The sequence below is a fragment of the Collinsella aerofaciens genome, assembly GCF_001405375.1.
Lineage (GTDB): Bacteria > Actinomycetota > Coriobacteriia > Coriobacteriales > Coriobacteriaceae > Collinsella > Collinsella aerofaciens_F.
The window spans coordinates 54678-76636 of the sequence record NZ_CYYP01000011.1 but is presented as its reverse complement, the minus strand read 5'-3'; the positions used below and the strand labels follow the sequence as shown (position 1 = coordinate 76636).

General features: G+C 59.3%; 21 protein-coding genes. 12 read left to right on the top strand and 9 right to left on the bottom strand.

Features of this window, described 5'->3' with window-relative positions:
- Positions 1-84 precede the first annotated feature (84 nt).
- The 3 genes from ARB25_RS06770 to ARB25_RS06760 all read right to left on the bottom strand — a co-directional run bounded on the left by ARB25_RS06770 (position 85) and on the right by ARB25_RS06760 (position 2978).
- Positions 85-1020 (bottom strand): D-2-hydroxyacid dehydrogenase, encoded by a 936-nt coding sequence (locus tag ARB25_RS06770; protein ID WP_055286841.1) that lies wholly within the window; start codon positions 1018-1020, stop codon positions 85-87.
- A 133-nt stretch (positions 1021-1153) separates the two neighbouring features.
- Positions 1154-2041 carry a type I methionyl aminopeptidase gene (map, locus tag ARB25_RS06765; RefSeq protein ID WP_055286839.1) on the bottom strand — a complete coding sequence of 296 codons (888 nt, stop codon included), beginning with the start codon at positions 2039-2041 and terminating at the stop codon, positions 1154-1156.
- A gap of 160 nt (positions 2042-2201) precedes the next feature.
- Entirely contained in the window at positions 2202-2978 is a 777-nt protein-coding gene (locus tag ARB25_RS06760) for a radical SAM protein (protein WP_055286838.1), read from the bottom strand.
- 225 nt (positions 2979-3203) lie between these two features.
- Here ARB25_RS06760 and ARB25_RS06755 point away from each other — a divergent pair, with 225 nt between their 5' ends.
- From ARB25_RS06755 to ARB25_RS06745, 3 genes are all read left to right on the top strand, one after another.
- Positions 3204-4001 carry an alpha/beta fold hydrolase gene (locus ARB25_RS06755; protein ID WP_055286836.1) on the top strand — a complete coding sequence of 266 codons (798 nt, stop codon included), beginning with the start codon at positions 3204-3206 and terminating at the stop codon, positions 3999-4001.
- Positions 4002-4212: 211 nt separating this feature from the next.
- Positions 4213-6093, top strand: coding sequence for a diguanylate cyclase (locus tag ARB25_RS06750; RefSeq protein WP_055286835.1), 1881 nt, complete (start codon positions 4213-4215; stop codon positions 6091-6093).
- 23 nt (positions 6094-6116) lie between these two features.
- Complete coding sequence (locus ARB25_RS06745; RefSeq protein WP_055286833.1) at positions 6117-6473, top strand: Hpt domain-containing protein; 357 nt, start codon at positions 6117-6119, stop codon at positions 6471-6473.
- Positions 6474-6578: 105 nt separating this feature from the next.
- Here ARB25_RS06745 and ARB25_RS06740 read toward each other — a convergent pair whose 3' ends face one another.
- The 6 genes from ARB25_RS06740 to ARB25_RS06715 form a co-directional block, all read right to left on the bottom strand.
- The gene (locus tag ARB25_RS06740) at positions 6579-7388 is read right to left on the bottom strand and encodes a gamma-glutamyl-gamma-aminobutyrate hydrolase family protein (protein ID WP_055286831.1); all 810 of its coding nucleotides are present in this window, start codon (positions 7386-7388) and stop codon (positions 6579-6581) included.
- Positions 7389-7475: 87 nt separating this feature from the next.
- A complete protein-coding gene (locus ARB25_RS06735; protein ID WP_055286829.1) occupies positions 7476-8240 on the bottom strand; it encodes an amino acid ABC transporter ATP-binding protein in 765 nt (254 codons plus the stop codon).
- A gap of 36 nt (positions 8241-8276) precedes the next feature.
- Positions 8277-9110, bottom strand: coding sequence for an amino acid ABC transporter permease (locus tag ARB25_RS06730; RefSeq protein ID WP_055286827.1), 834 nt, complete (start codon positions 9108-9110; stop codon positions 8277-8279).
- On the bottom strand, positions 9107-9766 hold the full coding sequence (locus ARB25_RS06725; protein ID WP_055286825.1) for an amino acid ABC transporter permease: 660 nt from the start codon (positions 9764-9766) through the stop codon (positions 9107-9109). The genes ARB25_RS06730 and ARB25_RS06725 overlap by 4 nt, the downstream gene beginning before the upstream one ends.
- A gap of 138 nt (positions 9767-9904) precedes the next feature.
- On the bottom strand, positions 9905-10900 hold the full coding sequence (locus tag ARB25_RS06720) for a glutamate ABC transporter substrate-binding protein (protein ID WP_055286823.1): 996 nt from the start codon (positions 10898-10900) through the stop codon (positions 9905-9907).
- 457 nt (positions 10901-11357) lie between these two features.
- Complete coding sequence (locus ARB25_RS06715; protein WP_055286821.1) at positions 11358-13139, bottom strand: 1-deoxy-D-xylulose-5-phosphate synthase; 1782 nt, start codon at positions 13137-13139, stop codon at positions 11358-11360.
- Between the two features lie 228 nt (positions 13140-13367).
- Here ARB25_RS06715 and ARB25_RS06710 point away from each other — a divergent pair, with 228 nt between their 5' ends.
- From ARB25_RS06710 to ARB25_RS10340, 9 genes are all read left to right on the top strand, one after another.
- Positions 13368-13904 (top strand): HD domain-containing protein, encoded by a 537-nt coding sequence (locus ARB25_RS06710; protein WP_055286820.1) that lies wholly within the window; start codon positions 13368-13370, stop codon positions 13902-13904.
- Positions 13905-13907: 3 nt separating this feature from the next.
- Entirely contained in the window at positions 13908-14927 is a 1020-nt protein-coding gene (locus ARB25_RS06705; protein WP_253276069.1) for a putative ABC transporter permease, read from the top strand.
- A gap of 407 nt (positions 14928-15334) precedes the next feature.
- Entirely contained in the window at positions 15335-16315 is a 981-nt protein-coding gene (locus ARB25_RS06700) for a hypothetical protein (RefSeq protein WP_055286818.1), read from the top strand.
- A 469-nt stretch (positions 16316-16784) separates the two neighbouring features.
- The gene (locus ARB25_RS06695) at positions 16785-18062 is read left to right on the top strand and encodes an ammonium transporter (RefSeq protein WP_055286816.1); all 1278 of its coding nucleotides are present in this window, start codon (positions 16785-16787) and stop codon (positions 18060-18062) included.
- A 155-nt stretch (positions 18063-18217) separates the two neighbouring features.
- Positions 18218-18556, top strand: a complete 339-nt coding sequence (locus tag ARB25_RS06690) for a P-II family nitrogen regulator (RefSeq protein ID WP_055286814.1) — start codon at positions 18218-18220, stop codon at positions 18554-18556.
- A 74-nt stretch (positions 18557-18630) separates the two neighbouring features.
- On the top strand, positions 18631-19293 hold the full coding sequence (locus tag ARB25_RS06685) for a TetR/AcrR family transcriptional regulator (RefSeq protein ID WP_055286812.1): 663 nt from the start codon (positions 18631-18633) through the stop codon (positions 19291-19293).
- A 100-nt stretch (positions 19294-19393) separates the two neighbouring features.
- Positions 19394-20656, top strand: coding sequence for an MFS transporter (locus ARB25_RS06680; protein WP_055286811.1), 1263 nt, complete (start codon positions 19394-19396; stop codon positions 20654-20656).
- A 115-nt stretch (positions 20657-20771) separates the two neighbouring features.
- The gene (locus ARB25_RS06675; RefSeq protein ID WP_055286809.1) at positions 20772-21629 is read left to right on the top strand and encodes an HAD-IIB family hydrolase; all 858 of its coding nucleotides are present in this window, start codon (positions 20772-20774) and stop codon (positions 21627-21629) included.
- A gap of 156 nt (positions 21630-21785) precedes the next feature.
- On the top strand, positions 21786-21911 hold the full coding sequence (locus ARB25_RS10340; protein WP_301280525.1) for a hypothetical protein: 126 nt from the start codon (positions 21786-21788) through the stop codon (positions 21909-21911).
- Positions 21912-21959: the final 48 nt, after the last annotated feature.

Below are 21959 nucleotides of genomic sequence, written 5' to 3'. Positions count from 1 at the left end.
CCTCGCCTTTTGAATGACAAATTGTCGCTCTGGGCGGCGCGCAGCGTCGAGGGGTTCCGGCGTTTGGTAAAACGCCGGAACAACCTAATGCTCAATCCAGCAACGCAGGGTCTCGCCGGCTTGCAGGTGACGCAGATTCTCTGCGGCAATGTCGACCACATTGTTGAGCGTGGCGGCCAGATGGAACCAGCCCGAGATATGCGGCGTAATGAGCATGTTAGGCGCATCCCACAGTGGGCTTGTCTCAGGCAGCGGCTCGGGGTCGGTGACGTCGACCGCGGCGCCGGCGAGATGACCCGACTCCAGGGCGGCAACCAAGTCGTCGGCGACCACAAGATCGCCGCGGCCGCCGTTGGCAAAGAAGGCGCCCGATTTCATCGCGGCGAAGAACTCGGCGTTCGCCAGGCCGCGGGTCTCGGGTGTGCTGGGCATAAAGGATGCGACGATGTCAGCCTCGGCCAGGCGCTCGGATAGGGCGTCCATGCCGTCCATGTCCTCAAACACAATGGGGTAGACGAGCGGATGGCGCTTGATGCCGCGGACGTGCGCGCCCATGCCGCGGCAGAGCGTGGCGAAGTGGCCGCCGATATCGCCCGCGCCCAGCACCAGCACATTGGCGCTTTTGAGCGAGGTGACCGGCCCCAAATCCTCCCAGCGATGCTCGCGCTGCAAGTCGTGATAGCCGGGCAGGCGCTTCATCATGGAAAGGACCATGGCAAACATGTGCTCGCTCACAGCCTGGCCGTAGGCGCCCACCGAGCAGGAAAGCTTAGCGTCGGCTGGCACGGTGCCGGCGGCCAAGTAATCGTCATAGCCCGCGGTCTGCAGTTGCAACAGCTGGAGATGCTCGCATGCTGTGAGCATGTCAGGGTCGATGTTGCCCAAGATCACGTCGGCATCGGCGACCTGCTCGCGCGTGGCGGCGTCGGCGCTCGTGTAGATAAAGTCCTCGCCCGGAGCGCTCGACTCGAGGATCGCGCGATGGCGGTCGTTGACGGGCAGCAAAACCAGGATGTTCACAAGCAGTCCTTTCCGCTCGACCTACCAAAAAGGGACAGGTTTATTTTGGCAGGTTGTATCAGGCAAAACGCTATAAAAACGCCGGGCTACGCGATGGTTAACATATCCATCGCGTAGCCCGGCGCATCCACAGCTACCAGCTGAGCAGCTCGTAGCCGTCCTCGGTCACCACGAGCTGTACCTCGCACTGGGCCGAATCGCTGCCGTCCTTGGTGCGCACGCACCAACCGTCACCCTTGCTAATCTTAATGTCGGGCGCTCCGGCATTGACCATGGGCTCGATGGTAAAGACCATGCCCGGAGCCATGATGGTGTCCACATCGGGCGCCTCGGTGGTAAAGCCCACAAACGGGTCCTCGTGGAACTCCTTGCCGATGCCGTGTCCGCCGTACTCGCGCACCACGCTAAAGCCGGCGTCCTCGACGGTCTTTTGCACGGCCTCGGCCATAACGGACAACGGCAGCCATGGCTTGACGGCCGCCAGACCCGCCTCCACGCTGGCACGGGTGACGTCGACCAGGCGCTGGCGCTCGGCCGAGACCTCGCCGATGCAGAACATACGGCTCGAATCACTAAAGTAGCCGTCCAGGATCGTGGAGCAGTCCACGTTGATAATATCGCCCTCGTGCAGCACGTCTGTATCACAGGGGATGCCGTGGCAGACGACGTCGTTGATCGAGGTGCACACGCTCTTGGGATAGCCCTCGTAGTTGAGGTCGGCCGGCGTGCCACCGTGCTCGACGGTGTAGTCGTAGATCATCTGGTCGATCTGGTTGGTGGTCATGCCCGCGGCGATGTGTTCGCCTACGTAATCGAGCACGCCCACGTTGATAGCGGCCGAGCGCTTGATGCCCTCGATATCGGCGGGCGTCTTGTAGAGCGTACGGGGCAGAACCTCCCAGCCCTCCTCCCACAGGCGCTCGAGGCGCTCGTCGAAGGCGCTGTGACATTTCTTATATTTTTTGCCGCTGCCGCACCAGCAGGCGTCGTTGCGGCCGGGTACGGGTCCTTTGTCATACATGGCTAACTTCCTTTCATCCGCAGCTAGTATAGCCCACTCACGCGTCCATAAAAGTTGCGGTGATATAGTTCCGATTTAAGCGGTTTAACAGCATAAACAGGAACTATATCACCGCAACTGATGGAGTGGGATGGCGGACACTAGCTGCTGCGTGGTTTTGCTAGTAGCTCACCTGGCAGGGAATGCCGAGGGCGCGCACGCGCGCGGCAATGGCGTCGAGCACCTCGGGCGCTGCTTTGGCAAGGCCGGCGACTGGTGTCTCGCGCGCCACCGTGTAGATGGTCGCCTCCTGCGGGCGAATGCGCTCGAGCGCCGCGAGCCAAGGACCAACGTGCTCCTCGCCGGTGTTATCGAGAGACTTGCCCCGGTACTCACCGCTCAAAAACATCGTCTGGATAATGACATGACCGTTAAAGCTCGCGAACGTTTCGATCTGGTGCTCTACATCGTAGGGGCCAACGGGTTGATCGAGCAGCTGGATAAATGCCGGGTCGACGGTATCGAGCTTGAGGATGTTGTCGTCGACCATCATGAGCGCGTCGTGCACCTCGGGGCGGTCGGCGCGCGTACCGTTGGAGAGCACGGCGATTTTGGAGTTTGGGGCAAGCTCGTCGCGCAGCGCGACGGCGCCGGCGATGGCCTGCGGAAACTCCGGTGCGGCGGTGGGCTCGCCGTTGCCTGCGAAGGTGATCACATCGGGGAGCTCGCCCTCGGCTGCCATCTCGCGCAGCTTTGCTTCGAGCGCGTCGAGTACCATGGCAGCTGTGTTGTACGGCTCATGACAGGGGCGCTCGGCGTTGAGGCCGTTTTCGCAGTAAATGCAGTCGAACGTGCAGATTTTGCCGCTGGCCGGCATCATGTTGACGCCGAGCGAGAGACCAAGGCGACGGCTGCGAACGGGCCCAAAGATGGGGCTGGCATTCAAAAACGTAGACATAGACATATGCTCCTCAAGACAATTGTGCCTAAGCATAGCATCGGCTCCAAAGCAAGGTGCGGGCTCTTGCTTTACAAGTTTCGTTTTTTCACGTCGCTCATGATGCCGTGCCATGAAAAGCCTCGGGTCGGGTACAGTTAATCTGTTAACAAGTCGTAAGGCAATGCGGGTCCATCCAACCGTACTGACGTGCAGCTGGATGGGCATTGATGATGGGGGCACAACATGGATTTTACGGTCGAGAATGCGGGCACCACGATTGCCTGTCGCGAATATGCCGGCCCGGATGTGTCGCCTGATACTCCTGCTTTGGTGTGCGTGCACGGCGCTTGTGTCGACGGCACATTTTTCGACGGCATCGCTTGTGAGCTCAGCCGCAACTATCGTGTAATTGCCTACGACCGCCGCGGCTGTGGTGACAGCAGCGAAGCGGCAGACGGCAGCTATGATCTTGCCGCTCAGGCCGCCGACCTGCAGGCCGTGATCGAACACGTCGGCGCTCCGACAAATGTGCTTGCGCACAGCGCCGGTACGTTGGTGGCGCTGGAGCTTCTTCGCGCCGAACCCCATCTCGTCGCCCGTGCGATTCTGCACGAGCCGGCTGTGTCGGCCGAAGGCGTCGGCATGGGCGCAGCTCCGGTTTTGCTCGATATGATTGCGGCTGGAAAGGTTTCAAGGGCGCTCCGGCTTTTCTTGGGAGCCCTCGGCGACTTGGACCCCGAGGCTCCTGGGACGACTAAGGCGGAAGCCAAACATGCCCTGCGCAATGGTCGTTGCTTCATGGCCAATGAATACGGAACAAATATGACATATGCTCCCGACTGGGAGCGCGCCTGCGCGTCAAAGGCGGTGTCGGCTGTGTTTTTGGGCGAGCTTTCGGTCGATACGCCCCGCGAGGCTGGCACGCGAGCGGCTGCCGAATATCTCAATTGCCCCCTTGTGATGATCCCGGGCGCGCATAACGGTCTGCGCGATCGTCCCGTTACGGCGGCAAACGCCGTTCGCGATATCTTGGAGCGTTAGCACGCTCGATGACCTGCGGGGAGGGGGACTGTTAGCGTTTCGTCATTGTTAACGAATGCGCCCATAACCGCGCGCCCGCGGCTCCATTACCGCCGTTTGCCAGGTCATAAAAATGTAACGATAATCGCGCGTTTGCCTGCAGTTGTTAGATGTTACCCTTGTACCATTTGATATGCACCGCTACCGTGCGAAACTATCGAAAGGGCCCCATATGCTCAATAATCACGAGGCCAATCTAACCGACGAGGAGGCTGCCGCCGAGGTCGCCCGTGTCGCGAAGACCTACCCCGTGGTGCGTTTGCTGTCGGCCGATCAGATTAAGAGCGAGCCTAACTGCCTGCTCGCCGGCGATCGCTGCCCTTGTCTGCGTCAGTCGAGTCTTGAGGCCTTGGCAGATTCGGGTGAGGTGTCGGAGCAACTGCTCAACGATGGTGTTGAGTACCGCGCCCGCCTACGCCCTCTGAAGGTCGAGGGCGAGCCTCACGTCTTGCTGATGGTACGTCCGATTGATGAGCAAGAGGCCACAGAAGAGGATCTTGTCTACACCGACGTGCTGACGGGCGTGCGCAATCGCCGATATTACGAGGAAAAGCTCCGTAGCGCCCGCATGAAGGCCGGCGTGGCGGTGATCGACCTTGATGATTTTAGGGTCTTCAACGATATGTGTGGCCATCATGCCGGCGACCTTGCACTCGGTGCTGTGGCGACAGCCATACGCAGCGGAATTCGTTCGACTGACGAACTTGTGCGCTATGGCTGCGACAAGTTTGTGGTTGTCATGCCCAATATTCCCTCCGATGACTTCGCCCGTCGCCTGCGTCAGGTATCCGATGCCGTTCATGCCACGATTATTCCGGGCCATGAGCACATGAGCCTGACGGCATGTGTTGGTGGCGTTCGCATTCATGGCGAGACGGTCGATGAGGGCGTTGGCCGCGCTGTCCAGTTACTGAGCCGCGCTAAGGCAAAAGCCGGTACGGTCGTGACCGATGGCGATTCCATCGAGGCCTTCCAAAGCGACAAGCCTTTGGTACTTATTGTCGATGACTCCGAGATGAACCGAGCCATTCTCAACGAGATGCTCAAGGACGAGTATTGCATCCTCGAGGCCGATAACGGTCGTACGGCGCTCGACATGGTCGACCGCTATGTCGATGAGTTGTCGCTCGTGATGCTGGATATTGTCATGCCGGGTATAAGCGGCTTTGAGGTGCTGGCCGATCTGTCGCGCCGATCGGTTAGTGACAATCTGCCTGTCATCATGATTTCGAGCGAAGATTCCGATGATATGGTTCTGCGCGCGTACGAGCTGGGCGCCTCGGACTATATCAACCGCCCGTTTGACTCCCGTGTCGTGCGCCGCCGTGTAAGCAACACCATCCGCCTATACGCCAAACAGCGCCGCCTGACGAACCTGCTGTCCCAGCAGTACAACGAGCGCGTCAAGAACAGTCGCATGCTCATCGATATCATGGCCGGCGTCATGGAGCTTCGCAACGGCGAGAGCGGCAGGCACGTTACGAACATCGAGAAGCTGACCGAGCTGCTGCTTGGCTGTCTGGTCCAGCGCAGCGGTACGATCTCCCTCGACAATGAGGAACGTTCCACGATCGCCCTGGCTTCGGCGCTGCACGATATCGGCAAGATGTCGATTGACGATGCGATTCTCAACAAACCCGGGCGCCTTACGCCCGAGGAGTTCGAGATTATGAAGACGCATACCACGATCGGCGCCGACATGTTGCTTGAGCTGGGTTGCCATCACGTCGGCAATGCGCTTATGGAATATGCGTACCAAATTGCGCGTTGGCACCACGAGCGCTGGGACGGCAAGGGCTATCCCGATGGCCTTAAGGGCGACGATATTCCCATTGCCGCGCAGGTGGTCTCGGTGGCCGACGTGTACGATGCTCTGACGAGCGTGCGTGTGTACAAGGACGCTATTCCGCACAAGGAGGCGATCCAGATGATCCTGGACGGTAAGTGCGGCACCTTTAACCCGCTGTTGCTCGACTGTCTGCTCGAGGTGCAAGACCGTATTGCCGAGACGTTGGCACGCCCCGCCGACGTTGTCGCGTTTCCCACGATTTAGTTTGACCTAAGGAGTTTTAATCCATGATTTCCATGCGTGAGGCGTATGAGAAGATCGGCGCTAATTATGATGACGCGTGCGCTCGGCTGATGGGCGAGGAAATGCTTGCCCGCTTTGCCCTCAAGTTTTTGGATGACGAGAGCATGGACAAGCTGGAGGCCGCCATGGCGGCAGGAGACGCCGAAGGTGCGTTTATGGCAGCGCACACGCTCAAGGGCGTGAGCCAGAACCTGGGATTCGATAATCTGTACGAGCCGGCGGTCGTGGTGACCGAAGCACTGCGCGGCGCCGATGCCGTTGACGGCGCTCGCGAGGGAATGCATGCGTTGCAGCAGCAATATGCGGCAACGATGTCGGCCCTGCGCGAAGCGGCTGAATAAGAGCTTGCGAGCCTTGGGCTGCTTGCCGGCCACATATAGGTGAAAGGGTGCCCCGCCGGACCATGTGGCCGGCGGGGCACCCTTATCTGTTTTGTGGTTCGCGTGCTAGCGGGCCTGCTTGACCTTGGCTGCCGCCTCGACAAACGACTTCCAGAGGTTAAAGTCGGTTTCGAGCGTCTGCCAGGTGTACTCGGGATGCCATTGCACGCCCAGGCAGAAGGGTTGGCCTTCGACTTCGATGCACTCGGGCACGCCATCGGTTGCCTTGGCGACCAAGCGCGTGCTTTTACCCAGACGATCGATGCAGCAGTGGTGTGCGGAGTTGGTCTGGATAAGCCTGTGCCCGCCAAGCGCGCGCTCCAGCAACGAGCCCGGCACGACCTCGACGGGATGCACGGGGTCGTTGAGCACGTGGGTATGGCGCCACTGCGTGCGGCCCTCGCGCGCGCCCAGGCTTGGCACGTCCATGCACAGGGTGCCGCCGGTGGCGACATTGAGCAACTGCGTGCCGCGGCAGGTGGTAAAGAGCGGCTTTTTGGCGCGGAGCACCTCGCCGACCAGCTTAAACTCAAAGCTATCGCGGATCTCGCAGCAGAGGGTGGGGTCGTAGGGTCGATCATCGCCCCAACGTTTGGGATTGACATCGGGGCCGCCGGGAATGGCGATGCCGTCGGCGATATCGACGTAATGACGGATGACCTCAATGTCCTCGGTGATGGACATCTGCAGCGGCAGGCCGCCGGCGGCAAGGATGGCATCGACAAAGACGCTCGCAATCTCCTCGTTGGGGGAGAGCGTCTCGCTCAAATAGGGTTTCGCTTCTTCCCAGCGTGGTGCGACCAGGATGAGCGGACGGTCGGCGGGATCGACGTCGACGTGCGGAGTGTAGGACGATGAGGTGCGGGTTCCGATCATGGGCGTAGCTTTCGAATCCGGGTGGACATGGCACAGGGGTGGCGCGGAGCAAACGTTACTGATGAATTTGCCCGCGTGGCAATTGGGTTAGTGGCCCTTGATGGAGTTGAGGAAGTCCTGGGCGCGCTTGGTCTGGGGGTGGTCGAAGAACTCGTCGGGCGTGCCGGTTTCCACGATCTGGCCGTCGGCCATAAACACGACGCGATCGGCCACGCGGCGGGCGAAGTTCATCTCGTGCGTGATGACGATCATCGTCATGCCCTTCTGGGCCAGACGGACCATGACCTCGAGCACCTCGTTGATCATTTCGGGATCGAGGGCGCTTGTGGGCTCGTCAAAAAGCATGGCCTTGGGCTGCATGGCGAGTGAACGGGCGATGGCCACGCGCTGCTGCTGGCCGCCCGAAAGCTGTGCGGGCACCTTGTCGGCCTGCTCGGCCACGCCCACGCGGCCCAGCAGGTCCATGGCGCGCTCGCGGGCCTCGTCCTTGGAGACACCCAGCGCATCGACCGGTCCCAGCATGACGTTCTGCAGCACGGTCATATGTGCGAACAGGTTGAACTGCTGAAACACCATGCCCAGCTCGGCACGCATGCGGGCAAGGTCCTTGCCTTCCTGCGGCAGGGGCTCGCCCTCGATGAGGATTTCGCCCGAGTCGATGGTTTCCAGGCGGTTGATGGTGCGGCACATGGTCGACTTGCCCGAGCCCGAGGGGCCGATCACAACGACGACCTCGCCGCGGTCGACCGAGAGATTGATGTCGTTGAGAACGTGCAGGTCGCCATAGTGCTTATCGACGTGTCTGAGCTCGATCAGCGGCTGATTGCCGGTGGAAGAGGTGCTCTGTGCCATGGTGCTCGGCTCCTTATGACTCGAAATGGTAAAGCGTTAGCGGATGATGGTCGCGCCGGTCTTGTGCGAAACATAGACAGCGGCCTTGTTGATCGCGACGTTGATGAGGATGTAGATGACTGCGATCACCAGGTAGACCGATACGAGGGCGTCGTAGTTGGTAATGAGCACGCGGGCGTTTTGCATGAGGTCGGGGTAGCTCACCACATAGGCGACGGTGGTGTCTTTGACTACGACCACGAGCTGCGAAATCAACGACGGAATAATAAACCGAATCGCCTGCGGCAGCACGATTTTAAAGGTGATTTTAGCCTTGGAGAGACCGAGCGCCTGGGCCGCCTCGACCTGCCCGCGCGGTACGGCGTTGACGCCGGCACGGAAGATCTCGGCAAGTACACCGGCTGCAGCGAGCGCGACAGGCAACGTGAGCATCCAAAACGACGGCAGCGCGATCTTGTACTGGGGCAGCACCAAAAAGAAGAAGTAGATGAACAGCAGGCTCGGTACGCCACGGAAGAAATCGGTGAGCACGCGGCAGACCAGCTGCAGCGGCTTAATGTCGCTCGTGCGGCCGAGCATAAGGGCCAGGCCCAGCACCAGCGCGATGGCGCCAGCGGTGAGTGCGACTTTAACGGTGCCCTCAAAGCCGGCAAGCAAGAACTTCCAGGTGGTGAGATGCGTAAAGAAATACCAGTAGTGGACCGAAAGCTGACCGGTCACATAAAAGCGCTGCAGTACCAGAGCGATGAGCGCGGCCACGGCAACGAGCGAAATGGCGGTGCCGATGCGAATCTTGGCGAGCATCTTGGGGCCGGGAGCCTCGTAGAGCGCATCGCGCATGGTAAGTGCAGGGGAGGAATGCTTGTTCATCGGAGGATCCTCACCTTCTTATCGATATAGTTGCCAATGTGGCTCACCACAAAGGCCGTGCCCAGGTAGCCGAGCGCCGAGATAAAGAACGCGGCGACGCCGCCGAGCGAGCGCGTGTTAATGTAGCTCACCACGCCGGTGAGCTCCTGCGGCTTAAGCGGCACCTGGCTGCCGAGCGCAGTGGTGAGCATGACGGCGATAAAGAGGTTGGTCATGGGCAGCACGCTCGAGCGCAGCGCCTGCGGAATCACGATCTTGGCGAGGATGCGGTTAAAGCTCATGCCCAGCGAGCGGGCGGCTTCCACCTGGCCAACGCCGACGGTGTTGATGCCGCTCATAAAGTTCTCGGAGCCAAAGGCCGAGCCCAAAAGGACCGTGGCGACGATAACGCAGGTGCGGTAGGGCAGGACGACCTTGAGCGGCGGCAGCGCGTAGACGACGATGATAAGCAGCGCGGTGCCAGGGATGTTACGGAAGACCTGGACATACAGGTCGCCAAAGACGCGCAGCGGCTTGAGCGGCGACACGCGCATCACGGTGACGGCGACGGCCAGCACCATGGCGATGGCAAACGATTCGAGCGTCATGCCCCAGGTTGCTAGCAGCGCGTCGATATAGTTCTGGCCATAGAGCGACCAGAGTTCGGAGAGACTCATGCGGACCTCCCGCCGGTAAGGAAAGGGGCTCCCGTGTGTACGGAAGCCCCGACAACTCAGTGAGGAAACAGTTTACCGCAATAAAGCGCATCATGCGTTTCCGTATGGTTTCGTTGCGGCCGTTACCAGGCTCGCTGCCTAGGCGCCGATCTCGGGCAGCTCGGGAACATTGGTGTCGCCCGTACGGTCGCCGATGCAGATCTGCCACAGTTCAGTCCAGGTGCCGTCGTCCTCGATCTTCTTAAGGAAGTCGTTGACAAAGGCGACGCCGTCGGAATCGAGCGGCAGACCGATACCATAGGGCTCCTTGCTGCCGAAGGGCTTGCCGGCGATCTTGTACTTACCGGGCTCGCGGACCAGGGCGCTCTGCTGCATGTTGTTATCGATGACGTAGGCGTCAACGCGGCCCTGCTGGAGTGCCTGGCGGGCCTCCTCGTCGGTCTTGAACTCCTGCTGGCTGGCCTTGGGAGCGAACTCCTCCAGGATGGCGGGGCCGTTGGAGCCGGACTGGACGGCGACGTTCTTGTCGGCCAGGTCTTCGATGCTCTTGATGTCGTCGTTATCGGCAAGCACCAGGATGGCCTGCTGCGTGTAGTAATAGGGACCGGCAAAGGAGACAAGCTTCTTGCGCTCGTCGGTAATGGTGTAGGTGGCAAAGACGGCGTCGACCTGGCCGTTCTGCAGGACAGACTCGCGCGTGTCCGAGGTCACCTGGGTGATCTCGACCTTGTTCTCGCCCAGGATGTAGTTGGACAGGAGCTGTGCGATACCGGCATCGAAGCCGCGGGTCTGACCGTCTTTCTCGTTGAGGAGAGAGAAGAGCGTAGAGGTCTGAACGCCACCGATCTTAAAGACGCCGGCGTCCTTGACGGCCGTGGCCCAGGTGCTGGCGGCGATGGCGTCGTCATCGGCCTTGGGGCCGTTGTCGACGAGCTTGTCGAACGCCTTGGCGTCGAGCGTGGTGGAAGCCTCGGTATCTTCGGAGCTCTTGGAGGAGTCGGCGGCGGAACCCTTGTCGGCCTCGGCGCTGGTGTCGGAGCAGCCGGCAAGACCAAGGCCGGCGACGGTTGCGAAGGTGGCGGCAACGAAGCCGCGGCGGTCGAGAACGACCTGCTGGGAGAGGTTCTTGCTCATGGTAGAACACCTTTCTCAATAAAATCCCTAGCGGTTGAGTAGAGTTATACCCTATCGCGCTCAAATGGGTCAACACGAAATAACTCAGAAACATACTTACCTTATGGGTAATTCTACCTACCAAAAAGGGACAGGCACCTTTGTGGTGGTTCTTGCAGATGTGGTGGCCTGTCTCGCTGCTTTGTCTCAATCTGTAACAGTTAGACGAGGAAATGGGTTCTACCTGTTACAGATCGAGATTTTCACTTCAGGGGAATTCGAATGTCTCGATCTGTAACATCTGGATGGCTAAAAGGTCTCTATCTGTTACAGATTGAGACAAAGGTCAGGGACTAAGACGTCTTGTCTCAATCTGTAACAGTTAGACGGGAATTCGGGCCCTGGATGTTACAGATTGAGATAATTGCGTCGCGAAAACAAAAACCTCCGCAGGGATGCTTCCCTTGCGGAGGTTTTCTTACTCGTTGAGTAGTCTTGCGGCTTCGGCGGCCATGTTCTCGACCGTCATGCCGTTCTGCGCGAGCAGTTCGTTGGGGTCGTAGCGGTCGGGGAAGCCCTTGGCGATGCCGAAGGTGCGCGTGCGCAACGGCGTGCATGCCAGATAACATGCCACGCGCTCACCCCAGCCGCCGTCCAAGACGCCGTCCTCGAGGGTGACGACAACGCGATGCTCGGCGGCAAGGCTGTCGAGGAACTCGCGGTCGAGCTCGGTTGCAAAGCGCGGGTTGACGAGCGTGGCCTCGATGCCGTACTCGGCGGCCAAGCGGTTTGCCACGTGCTCGCCCAACTCAAAGAAATCGCCAAGCGCGAGTACGGCTACGTCGCGGCCCTGACGCACCACGTTGTAGCGAACAGCGCTGTAGTCGGTGTCCTCGGCGGGCACCAGATCGGGGCGGCTTACCAGGCCAATGCCCGGTACACGGATCGCTACGGGATGCTCGCGGTGGGCGAGCGACCAGCTCAGCATGGACAGATATTCCTCCATGCAGGCCGGCGCTAAGTAGCGCATGTTGGGAAGACCGCCCAGCATGGAAATATCAAAGAACGAAAGGTGCGTCTCGGACGTGGTGCCAAAGATCGACGCGCCAAACACCAAGATGGTTGCGGGGGCGTCGTTGAGGCACAGGTCGTGCCACAGTTCGTCGTAGGCGCGCTGCAAAAACGTGCCGTACACACCAAAGACTGGCTTGGCGCCCGAGCGTGCAAGCGCGGTGGCAAAGGTCACGGCATGCTCCTCGGCAATGCCCACGTCGACAAACTGCTTGCCGGCGGCAGCGCGAAGCTCGGGTGTAAAACCCATGATGTAGGGTGTGGCGGCCGTGATGCCCACAACCTGCGGATCGCGCTCGATGGCAGTGCTCAGGGCCTCGCCCGTAATGTCGGCATAGGTGCGCGGCGCAGGCTCGCTCGGATGGCCCGGGCAGAGCTTGCGCCCGGTCGCCATGTCAAACGGACCCACGTGGTGCCAGCGTTCGGGGTCGCTTTGGGCTGGCTCAAAGCCCTTACCCTTGGCGGTGGAGACGTGCAGCACGATGGGATGATCGATATTGCGCAATTCCTGCAGCGCGTCGACGAGGGCTAACACATCGTTACCGGCGTCCAGATAGCGGTAGTCGAGCCCCATCGCGTGGAAAACGTTGCGCTCACAGGTGCCGTTGCTGGCGCGAAGCTCGGCCAGATTGCGATACAGGCCACCGTGGTTTTCGGCGATGGACTGGTCGTTATCGTTGACGATGATGATCAGGTTGCTGTCGAGATCGGCGGCATTGTTAAAGCCCTCAAACGCCAGGCCGCCCGAAAGCGAGCCGTCGCCAATGATGGTGATGACGTTGTACGCATCGCCCGCCAGGTCGCGAGCGTGCGCTAGGCCGCAGCCCAGGCTCACCGAGGTCGAGGTGTGACCCATGGCGAACAGGTCGTGCTCGGACTCGTCGGGATTGGCAAAGCCAGAGGCCTCGCCGTAGCGTGCCGGGTCGATATAAGTGTACGCGCGCCCGGTCAGCGCCTTATGGGCGTAGGTCTGGTGCGAAACGTCAAAGACAATCTTGTCGATGGGGGAGTTAAACACGCGATGAAGCGCAACCGTAAGCTCAACGACGCCCAGGTTGGGGGCAACGTGCCCGCCGATGGCGGCGGAGCTTTCGAGGATGGCGTGGCGAATCTCGTCGCAGAGCTGCGGGAGCTCGGCACGATTAAGAGCCTTGACGTCCTCGGGCGTTGTCGTTTGCGTAAGCAGCATCGTTGTGGGTTACTCCATGCGAATCGAGCGCCGGCACTCCCTCGGCCGGCACAATTGCACAAGACAGTCTCGCACATTTTGGCGTTTGATATGTGACGGCGGCGCGGTAATTCGCCAACTGGTGGGGCAAAACGTTTTGTCCGATGCCATACTGATGTGTTCCATGATGTTTTTATCGATTGTGCACAGGCCGTGGCTTGCCGCCGTGAGCCGCTGGAAGGAGGCAGCATGTCCGATGCCGTTCGTGCCGAGAAAATCGCGCGCGAAGTAGACCATGCTGCCCGTCAACTGGCACAGGCGGGCCGTCTGGACCTGACGCGCGAGTTTATCCAACATGGCGATGTGACGGTCTATGCGCACGTGACTTCGGTAGCGCGGGCGAGCCTGTCCTTTGCCGAGCGCCTGGGCCGCGTCGGTGTTTCGGTCGACCGCGCCTCGTTGCTGCGCGGAGCCTTGTTACACGATTACTTTCTCTACGATTGGCACGACCCCGACCCGAGCCATCGACTGCACGGATTCCGGCATCCATTTTTTGCTCTGGCGCGTGCCGAGGAAGATTTTGAGCTGACGCCGCGCGAGCGGAATATTATCGTGCGGCATATGTTTCCGCTGGTGCCGGTTCCGCCGACGTGTCGCGAGGCGTGGATTGTGTGCCTGGCGGATAAATGGTGTGCTCTGCGTGAGACGGTCGCCGGCCGCCTGCCGCGCAAGGATGAGACGGACGATAGCGTGAGCAAAGCATCGAGTGAAAAGAGGAGAGGGTAGACGGTGGAAACCGCGATTGATATGGCGTTTGGCGGCGCGACGCTTGCCGCCTGCCCACTCTCGGCACTGGTGCTCTCGTTTGCCTTTTACGGGTTTTGCGGTTGGGTATGGGAGTCGACAGTATGCGCCATGCTCAATCACGGACGATTTGCCAACAGTGGCTTTTTGCTGGGGCCGTGTTGTCCTATCTATGGTGTGGGCGGCATTGCCTGCTGGCTTTTGCTGCGCGGGATTCCGGATGCCTCGAGCCAGTTTGTCGCCGCGGCGCTTGTATGTAGCGCAATCGAGTACAGCGTGGGCCTTCTATTGGAAAAAACAACAGGCGCGCGCTTTTGGGATTACTCGCACCTGCCGTTTAACCTGCATGGACGCATCTGCCTGTACTGGGCCTGCGCGTTTGGCTTGGGTGCGCTGTGCATTTGCCGTTTAGTGGAGCCGGCATTGCTGGGGCTGCTTGGCCATCTGCCGGTGCTGATTGTGCGGCTGTCCGCCTTTATCGCCGCGGTCGCGATGATGGTCGACGCGGTGTGCTCTTTGGCCAGCTGGCGTCGCCTGTTCGATCAGCTGGAGCGTGTGCGCGCTGACCTTGCCGACCGCATCAATGAGTCGCTTGCCGATGCCTCGGACTCAATGCTCGAACGTATTCCCGATTCTACGATTGACTCGGTGGCACAGACGCACATCCGCAGCCGTGCCGTTAACGCGTGGCTGGCGGAGCTGGGCGATGCGACGCTCGATGCCCTGCGCGAGAAGGCTTCGATGCCGACGTTTATCTCGGATGGTGCTCGCGGCTTGGCGCTCGCTGCCCGCCGCGTGGCCGATGCCGCGCCGAGCATGCCGCGTCCGTCGCTCGGTCGTCGCCTTGCCGGCAAGCGCATGAGCCGTCCGGTGCCAAGCGTGTCGCTCAGCCGACGCGACCTGCGCTTCTTCAATGCCTTCCCACGCTTGCGTATCAACCGCTACGAGGGCGTCATCCGAGCAACTAATCTCCGCGACCGCGCCCACGAGCTGTTTCGGCGCTAAGAGCTGGAGTCGTAGAGGTGCCTTGCAAGTGCGTGTTTCCTAGGGAAGTCACCTTATCGCTCTGCCCAATCGTGATTCCCCTAGGGAAAACACACTACTGCCGCCGGCGACTGTGATTCCCCTAGGGGAAACACGCTAAAGAGCGCCTAGCCGTGTTTTCCCTAGGGGAATCACGTTTGAACTGAGGCTACGAGGCGTCTTTGATACCAGAGGGTCTAGAGGGGGCAAGGAAACTGCCGCCTGCACCTCGAGGACAACCGTTCACCGAGCGACGTAGTTGTGGTGCGCACCGGGATGACGTCTTTGACCTGCGGCGTCAAGCAGTACGTCAAGCTTTTGGTCAGTTAATGGCAAGAGATTGGCAAGGTGCTTTTTGGCTATGCTGCCTCTATTGGGAGGTGGCTTTCGTGAGGAATACCAGCGCACGGCAAAGGATTGAAGAACAGCTTGATGGGGCGGAGCGCTTGCAGCGTTGTCTAGTGCCCAAAACCAGGGCGGATCGCGAAGCACTTCGTCGCGCCGTAGCGGCAGGGGTGGCCGTGCGTCCGTTTAGCGGGATGTTCATGCGCGCTTCCACGTGGAATGCGCTCAAGACGAGTCCGCGCGTTCGTTGGCGCTATGTTCAAAATACGTTTCTCGACGAGCACCCTGACGAGGCTGTCTGCTCCTTTTCCGCTGCGCTTGACCATGGACTTTGGGTTTCGAAGAAATATCTGGACACAATTCATCTTGTAGCTAGCGGGCGCTCGCATGGTAGGTGCGGCACGGGAATCCATCGGCATGAGTGTCCTCTAAATGAGATCGAGCTAAACGGCACCGTGAAACGAACGACGCTAGAACGGACGGTGCTCGACTGCTCACTTGTTGCTTCTTTTGAAGACGGTCTGGCTATAGCTGATAGCGCCCTGCGGTTCTGCAAGCTTGATATCCAAAAGTATCGCGACTATGTTGAAGCGCTGGCGCGATGTCGCTCTGGGGCCTTTTGCGCTGAGATGGTAGCACGCTATGCCGATGGCGCTTCGGAGAGCGGCGGCGAATCCATCGTGCGCGGATTGATTGTCGCGCTGGGTTACCTTCCTCCGACCATGCTGCAAGCCGAGTTTGTTGACCCGATCGATGGCGGTGCGATCCGTGCCGATATGTACTACGAGTTGCCGAATGGGCTTCGCTTAATTATTGAGGTCGATGGTTTTGGCAAATACGTTGGTGCGGACGGCCTGGGAAAAGAGATGCAAAGGCGCTTGGTTGCAGAGCGTCAACGAGAGTCGCACATTACGGCTCTGGGCATTCCGGTCATGAGGGTACAATTTAGTCGAGTGTACGAGGACGGTTATCTCGAACACCTACTGAGGCGTTTCGGCGTGCCAAAAGTCGCTCCTCATATGTAGTGTTGGGCAGTGGAGGAGATGCTGATAAGGGTTGTTTTGCGTGGTGTGGTTTTTTGATATGGTCATCAGCTTCGTTTGCCTTAAGGGGGCGTTACCCTGCTCCGCCCAGTTGTGATTCCCCTAGGGAAAACACACTACTGCCGTCGCCGACTGTGATTCCCTTAGGGAAAACACGCTAAAGAGCTCCTAGCCGTGTTTTCCCTAAGGGAATCACGGATGAATCTGATGCGGAGTCTGCCTTGGGACTGCCTTGCCTCTGCATATAGCTGATTTGAAATGTGGGCATAGATGGCCTCTCGATTTACGCGTTTCCCATTGGTTTCGTGTCCGTTGCCGTGCCGTTTCCAAGATTGCGGCACCGTTTCCATTCGACAACGCTGCGTTTAACAACGCCGTATCTGGTCTACACCAGTTGCCCCTCGGCCGCATTATGGGCGCCGACAACGTTTATGCGATCAAGGGGGAGCGAATGTACGATACGGGATCGACAACGTTTATGCTCATCTGCACCATGCTCGTGTTTTTAATGACACCGGGCCTGGCGTTTTTCTATGGCGGCCTGTCCAGGCGCAAAAATGTCATCAACACCATGCTTATGTGCTTTGGCACCATTGGCCTGGTTGGTGTGCTGTGGATTGTTGCTGGCTGGTCGCTGGCCTACGGCGGCGACGGTTCCAGTCCGTTTATTGGAGGCCTTGACCAGCTGCTGTGCCTGCCGGTGCTCAACCAGGTGCTGCAGGCGGCCGAGGGCAATGCTGCGGACGGTGCCGTCTACCCGGAGATTATCAACATCGCCTTCCAGATGGCATTTGCCATGATCACCTCCGCTATCGTCACGGGCAGCCTGGCCGGCCGCGTTAAGTTTGGTGCCATGACGGCCTTCCTGGGCATTTGGCTGCTCGTGGTCTATGCGCCGCTCGCCCATATGGTTTGGGGCGGCGAGGGCTCCTTTATCGGCGACGTCATCGGCGCACTCGACTTTGCCGGCGGCGACGTGGTGCACATTTCGTCCGGTCTGACGGGCCTGATTCTCTGCCTGATGCTCGGCCGTCGTCGCGGTTTTGGCATGGTGAGCTATCGCCCGCATAACGTGCCGTTTGTGGCGCTGGGCGCCGGCCTGCTTTGGTTTGGCTGGTTTGGCTTTAACGGCGGCAGCGAGTTCAAGGCCGACGCCGTGGCGGCGCTCGCCATCCTCAACACCGTGACGGCCAGCGCGGCGGGCATGGTCTCGTGGCTTGCCGTCGAGCGCGTGCGCACCGGCCGCCCCACGCTGGTGGGTGCCAGCACCGGTCTGGTTGCGGGCCTTGTGGTGGTCACGCCGGGTGCGGGCTTTGTCGAGCCGTGGGCGGCGCTGGTCACGGGCCTGATCGTATCGCCCGTCTGCTACCTGGCCATCAGCCATCTTAAGACCAAGTTTGGCTACGACGATGCGCTCGACGCGTTTGGTTGCCACGGCATCGGCGGCATCTTGGGCGGCGTGCTCACAGGCCTGTTCTGTGTGCCGGAGCTCTCGTGGACTGGTAAGGGCGGCCTGTTCTACACGGGCGACGTGTCGCTGCTCATCTCGCAGATTTTGGGCATTGTGGTGACGGTCGCTATTGTACTGGTGCTCGACTTGGTGATCGCCGCGGTGGTCAAGGCACTGTTCCACGGCAGCCTGCGCGTGGACGAGGCCGACGAGGCGCTGGGCCTGGATGCGAGTCAGCACGGCGAGAGCGCGTATCCCTCCTTCTCGGGACTTGACTAGCGGTACGGCTTCCCAGGCACCCGACCTTGCCCCTCAAACCGTCGCTTGCGTACCGAAGTACGCGGCGCTCCTCTTTCGGGGCAATCTCGGGCACCTGGAAAACCCGTGCCATGTGAAGAACAATCAATTTCTTTTATTAAAGAGAGGAATTCACTATGAAGAAGATTACGGCGATTGTTCGCGCCGAGAAGCTTGAGGTTCTTAAAGATGCGCTGTTTGCTGCTGATGTTCGCGGTATGACTATCAACCAGGTGCAGGGCTGCGGTGCACAGCATGGCTGGAAGGAATACGTGCGCGGCAACGAGTTGCTTGTCAACACGATTCCTAAGGTGCAGTTCACGCTCATTTGCGCCGACGAGCACGTCGACGGCATTGTCGACATCATCTGCAGCGCCGCCCGCACCGGCGCCGTCGGAGACGGCAAGATTTGGGTCGAGCCGGTCGAGGAGGTCATCCGCATCCGCACCGGCGAACACGGCCCCGCCGCGGTGTAGGATCGACCACCTGCCATCCGCAACGTTAAAATACCGCAATGAGGCACAAGACTTGCATTGCGGATGGACAGATTATGGGTCGTAATAAATATCCCGAGGAGACGGTCGCGAAGATTCTCGACGCGGCACTGGAGCTCTTCTGCGTACAGGGTTATGAGGGGACGAGCATTCAAGACATCGTCGACCGCCTCGATGGCATGACCAAGGGTGCTGTCTATCATCACTTTAAGAGCAAAGAGGAGATTTTCAACGCCGCATTTGATCGGGCAATGGCTCCGATTGTTGAGCACCGTCGCTCAACGCTTGGTATCGGTAATATGACCGGAGCCCAAAAGCTCAAGCGACTGTACGCGCCCGAGTCTGTCGTTCCGCAAATTGAGCTATGGGCACGCATGCATCCTGCGGCAGATCCGGTAAAAAGCTCGCGTCTACTGGCGATGCAGTACCAGGGCTCGTTCGACGAGTCGGCCGATGGCTGTCTTTTGCCAGTGATCGAGGAGGGCATCGCCGACGGCTCCATTGCGTGCAAATGCCCGCGCGAAGCGGCTGAGGCCGTATCGTTGTTGGCGAATCTTTGGCTGCTGCCGCTGTTCCGTCCGCTCGAGACCAAGGATCGAATGCTCGCTCGCGCGCAATGTTTGGCGCAGATGGCGGCCGCGGTGGGGCTCGATTTGGGTAATGAAGTGCTTCAGACAACGGCTCAGATTTGGGACGTATGGAACCGTGCTGGGTGGTAATATAGATACTGACGGTATGTAATTGATTTGTAAGGGTAGCCACGGCTGCCCTTTTCAAGTCATTAAATACATACTAATGGTATGTATAGGGGGCAGGCTTATGGCTGGAATGCGGAGGAGCAATGTCTCGTTGGCGCAAAAAACAGTGCGATCTATCAGGCTTTTCGGTCTTCTTGTTGCACAGCTGTGCGCGTATTCGATGTTGTCGGCACTGTGCTTTGTGTGCCCGCTTTACTTGTTCGATTGCAGCGGCTCGTCAACGTTATATGGTGCTGTCGCGGCGATAGCGTTCGTGCCGGGCGTGCTTGCGACTCCGGCTGGCGGAATCTTGGCGGATCACGGGAGACATCGCGGGGTTCTTGTGGTGCTCGGCATTGTTCTGATGGCTGCATCACTGCTGTTTATCCCCATGAAGTGTTCGCTGCCTCTTGCGGTTGTCGTGGCAGCAATGCTTTGCGTCCAATATGGCATCCAATCGCTGCTGAAACCGATGCTTCAAATTGAGACGGTGCACATGATGGGCCAAGAAAAGGTTGACCGTGCCACAGCGTTGGTCTCGCAGGTAACCATGGCGAGCAATATCTTGGGGCCTGTAGTCGGGACGGCAGTCTATGGGTGCTTTGGTATCGATGCTCTATGCGAAACCGCGGCGTTGACGTTTGCGATGTCAGCCCTGCTGTTCGGGGGCGCACTCAAGCAAAATGCCTCATCTGGAATGACAGGGGACAGTACGACTTGCTCGACATGCCGAAGCGATTTTCGGGAGTTGATTCGGTACCTGTCTCAAAACTCATCATTGCTCGTTGTGTTTTTGATTGCGGCTATTTTGAACCTTGCGTTAGTTGGGTTAACGATTGGTGCTCCCGTTATTGTTGCAAAGCATCTCGGAATGCAGTCATCCTTCGTTGGGATTATTGAGGTGGCTATGGGCTTAGGTGGTCTTGTCGGCAGTGGTTTGGTCGGTATTTGGCCGCATCGTTTTTCCTTCAAGGGCATATGTCGATATGTTGCGATGATCTGTTTTGGAGTCGTGCCGATTATTGTCACGCTACTGAGCGGTCCTGATGAATTAGCGTTTGCCGCGCTTGCGGCCGGCTCGGCATGGGTCATGGCGTGGGCAAGCATTACATCGGTCGAAATCGTTTCATTTGTTCAGCGGTCAGCGCCAAAGGAACTCTGCGGAAAAGTGCTGGCACTCGTTTATATGACGCTTTCCTGTGCAACGCCTATTGGCCAATTGGTTTACGGGCTCGCATATGATCGATGGACACCGGCGATTGTATTCGCAGGCATGTTGGCGGTGCTGACGTTGACGACGGCGCTGTTTTATCGGCTGAAAAGTCGCTTGTGGCGATTGTCTTAGCGCGCTGGGGCACCGTGAATTTGTGAAGGCAGTGGCACGTCGCGTCGTGACGGCATTGTTTGGGCGTGCCTCTCCTTCGTCTACAATATCGTGCAGACGAAGGAGAGGCACGCCCATGATCAAGATGTTTGCGAGTGACTTAGACGGAACGCTGCTGAACGCCCTGCATGAGGCGGATGGGACCATCCGCCGTGCCATTCGCGAGCTGACCGAAGCTGGCCTGCATGTGGTTCCCGCGACCGGACGCTCGACGCTGCCGATCGGCGAGCATGGCTTTACGGGCCTGGCGCTTGACGCCTGCTGCTCCAATGGATCCATCGTGCGCGACAGTCATGGCGAGGTGCTCAAAACCTGGACCATTGACCCGCAGATCACCGAGGAACTGCTCAAGGAGTTTCCGGACATTTGCTTTGATTGCTCCACGCCCGATGGCATGTTCTCGAGCGGCTCGTTCGAGATGCATCAGGCGGGCTTTAAAAAGGACAGCCCTATCAAGCGTATCGTGATGCGTGGCATGCGTGCACGTGGCGGGTATCACGAGGAGCAATATTTCGACCAGTCGATCGGTGACATCCTGCGCCACGATGTGTGCAAGATCAACTGCCGCGTGACCTCGCCCGAGCTGGAGCGTGACCTTAAAGCATATTTGGCCGAGCGATCGGACCGCGTGGTCAACGCGCCGTTCGATCCGGTGATGTTCGAGATCACGGACGTGGCGTGCAACAAGGGCGAGAGCGTGGCCTGGCTGGCGGGCTACTACGGTATTGCCGAGGATGAGGTCGCGGTCTACGGCGACGGCGGCAACGATATCGCCATGCTCAATCGTTTTCGTCACAGCTACGCGACCAAAAACGCAAGCGATGCAGCCAAGGCCGCCGCGAGCGCGACTATCGGCAGTTGCATGGTCCACGCCGTTCCCAAACACATGCTCGCCACCATGCACAAGCAAAACTCCCGCACCGTCATCGAATAATGTGACAAAGGGACAGTCCCTTTGCCACAGGCGACGCTGGTCTCTTGAAATACGAACAAACATTCGCATATCTAACTGCGCTTTGATAGAATTGATACTGTTGGCGGCAGTTCCATGTGCCGGGCAACGCCCTCCATCTGATGGGAGGTGATGTCCATGACCGATCTGATTGATTTTGTGAGACTTCTGACCGCTTTGGTCTCGTTCTTCACAGCGCTCGTCGGGCTTTCCGAGGCACTCAAGCAACGTTCGAAGCAACGTAAAAAGGGTCGCCGCCGCTAAGGCGTTGACCCCTTAATCCAAGCAACGGCGCTGCCCAGCCAGCTACAA

Coding starts and splice junctions, on each gene's coding strand:
- map (WP_055286839.1), bottom strand. CDS start 2,041: ATGTATGACAAAGGACCCGTACCCGGCCGCAACGACGCCTGCTGGTGC.
- ARB25_RS06760 (WP_055286838.1), bottom strand. CDS start 2,978: ATGTCTACGTTTTTGAATGCCAGCCCCATCTTTGGGCCCGTTCGCAGC.
- ARB25_RS06755 (WP_055286836.1), top strand. CDS start 3,204: ATGGATTTTACGGTCGAGAATGCGGGCACCACGATTGCCTGTCGCGAA.
- ARB25_RS06750 (WP_055286835.1), top strand. CDS start 4,213: ATGCTCAATAATCACGAGGCCAATCTAACCGACGAGGAGGCTGCCGCC.
- ARB25_RS06745 (WP_055286833.1), top strand. CDS start 6,117: ATGATTTCCATGCGTGAGGCGTATGAGAAGATCGGCGCTAATTATGAT.
- ARB25_RS06740 (WP_055286831.1), bottom strand. CDS start 7,388: ATGATCGGAACCCGCACCTCATCGTCCTACACTCCGCACGTCGACGTC.
- ARB25_RS06735 (WP_055286829.1), bottom strand. CDS start 8,240: ATGGCACAGAGCACCTCTTCCACCGGCAATCAGCCGCTGATCGAGCTC.
- ARB25_RS06730 (WP_055286827.1), bottom strand. CDS start 9,110: ATGAACAAGCATTCCTCCCCTGCACTTACCATGCGCGATGCGCTCTAC.
- ARB25_RS06725 (WP_055286825.1), bottom strand. CDS start 9,766: ATGAGTCTCTCCGAACTCTGGTCGCTCTATGGCCAGAACTATATCGAC.
- ARB25_RS06720 (WP_055286823.1), bottom strand. CDS start 10,900: ATGAGCAAGAACCTCTCCCAGCAGGTCGTTCTCGACCGCCGCGGCTTC.
- ARB25_RS06715 (WP_055286821.1), bottom strand. CDS start 13,139: ATGCTGCTTACGCAAACGACAACGCCCGAGGACGTCAAGGCTCTTAAT.
- ARB25_RS06710 (WP_055286820.1), top strand. CDS start 13,368: ATGTCCGATGCCGTTCGTGCCGAGAAAATCGCGCGCGAAGTAGACCAT.
- ARB25_RS06695 (WP_055286816.1), top strand. CDS start 16,785: ATGTACGATACGGGATCGACAACGTTTATGCTCATCTGCACCATGCTC.
- ARB25_RS06690 (WP_055286814.1), top strand. CDS start 18,218: ATGAAGAAGATTACGGCGATTGTTCGCGCCGAGAAGCTTGAGGTTCTT.
- ARB25_RS06685 (WP_055286812.1), top strand. CDS start 18,631: ATGGGTCGTAATAAATATCCCGAGGAGACGGTCGCGAAGATTCTCGAC.
- ARB25_RS06680 (WP_055286811.1), top strand. CDS start 19,394: ATGGCTGGAATGCGGAGGAGCAATGTCTCGTTGGCGCAAAAAACAGTG.
- ARB25_RS06675 (WP_055286809.1), top strand. CDS start 20,772: ATGATCAAGATGTTTGCGAGTGACTTAGACGGAACGCTGCTGAACGCC.
- ARB25_RS10340 (WP_301280525.1), top strand. CDS start 21,786: ATGACCGATCTGATTGATTTTGTGAGACTTCTGACCGCTTTGGTCTCG.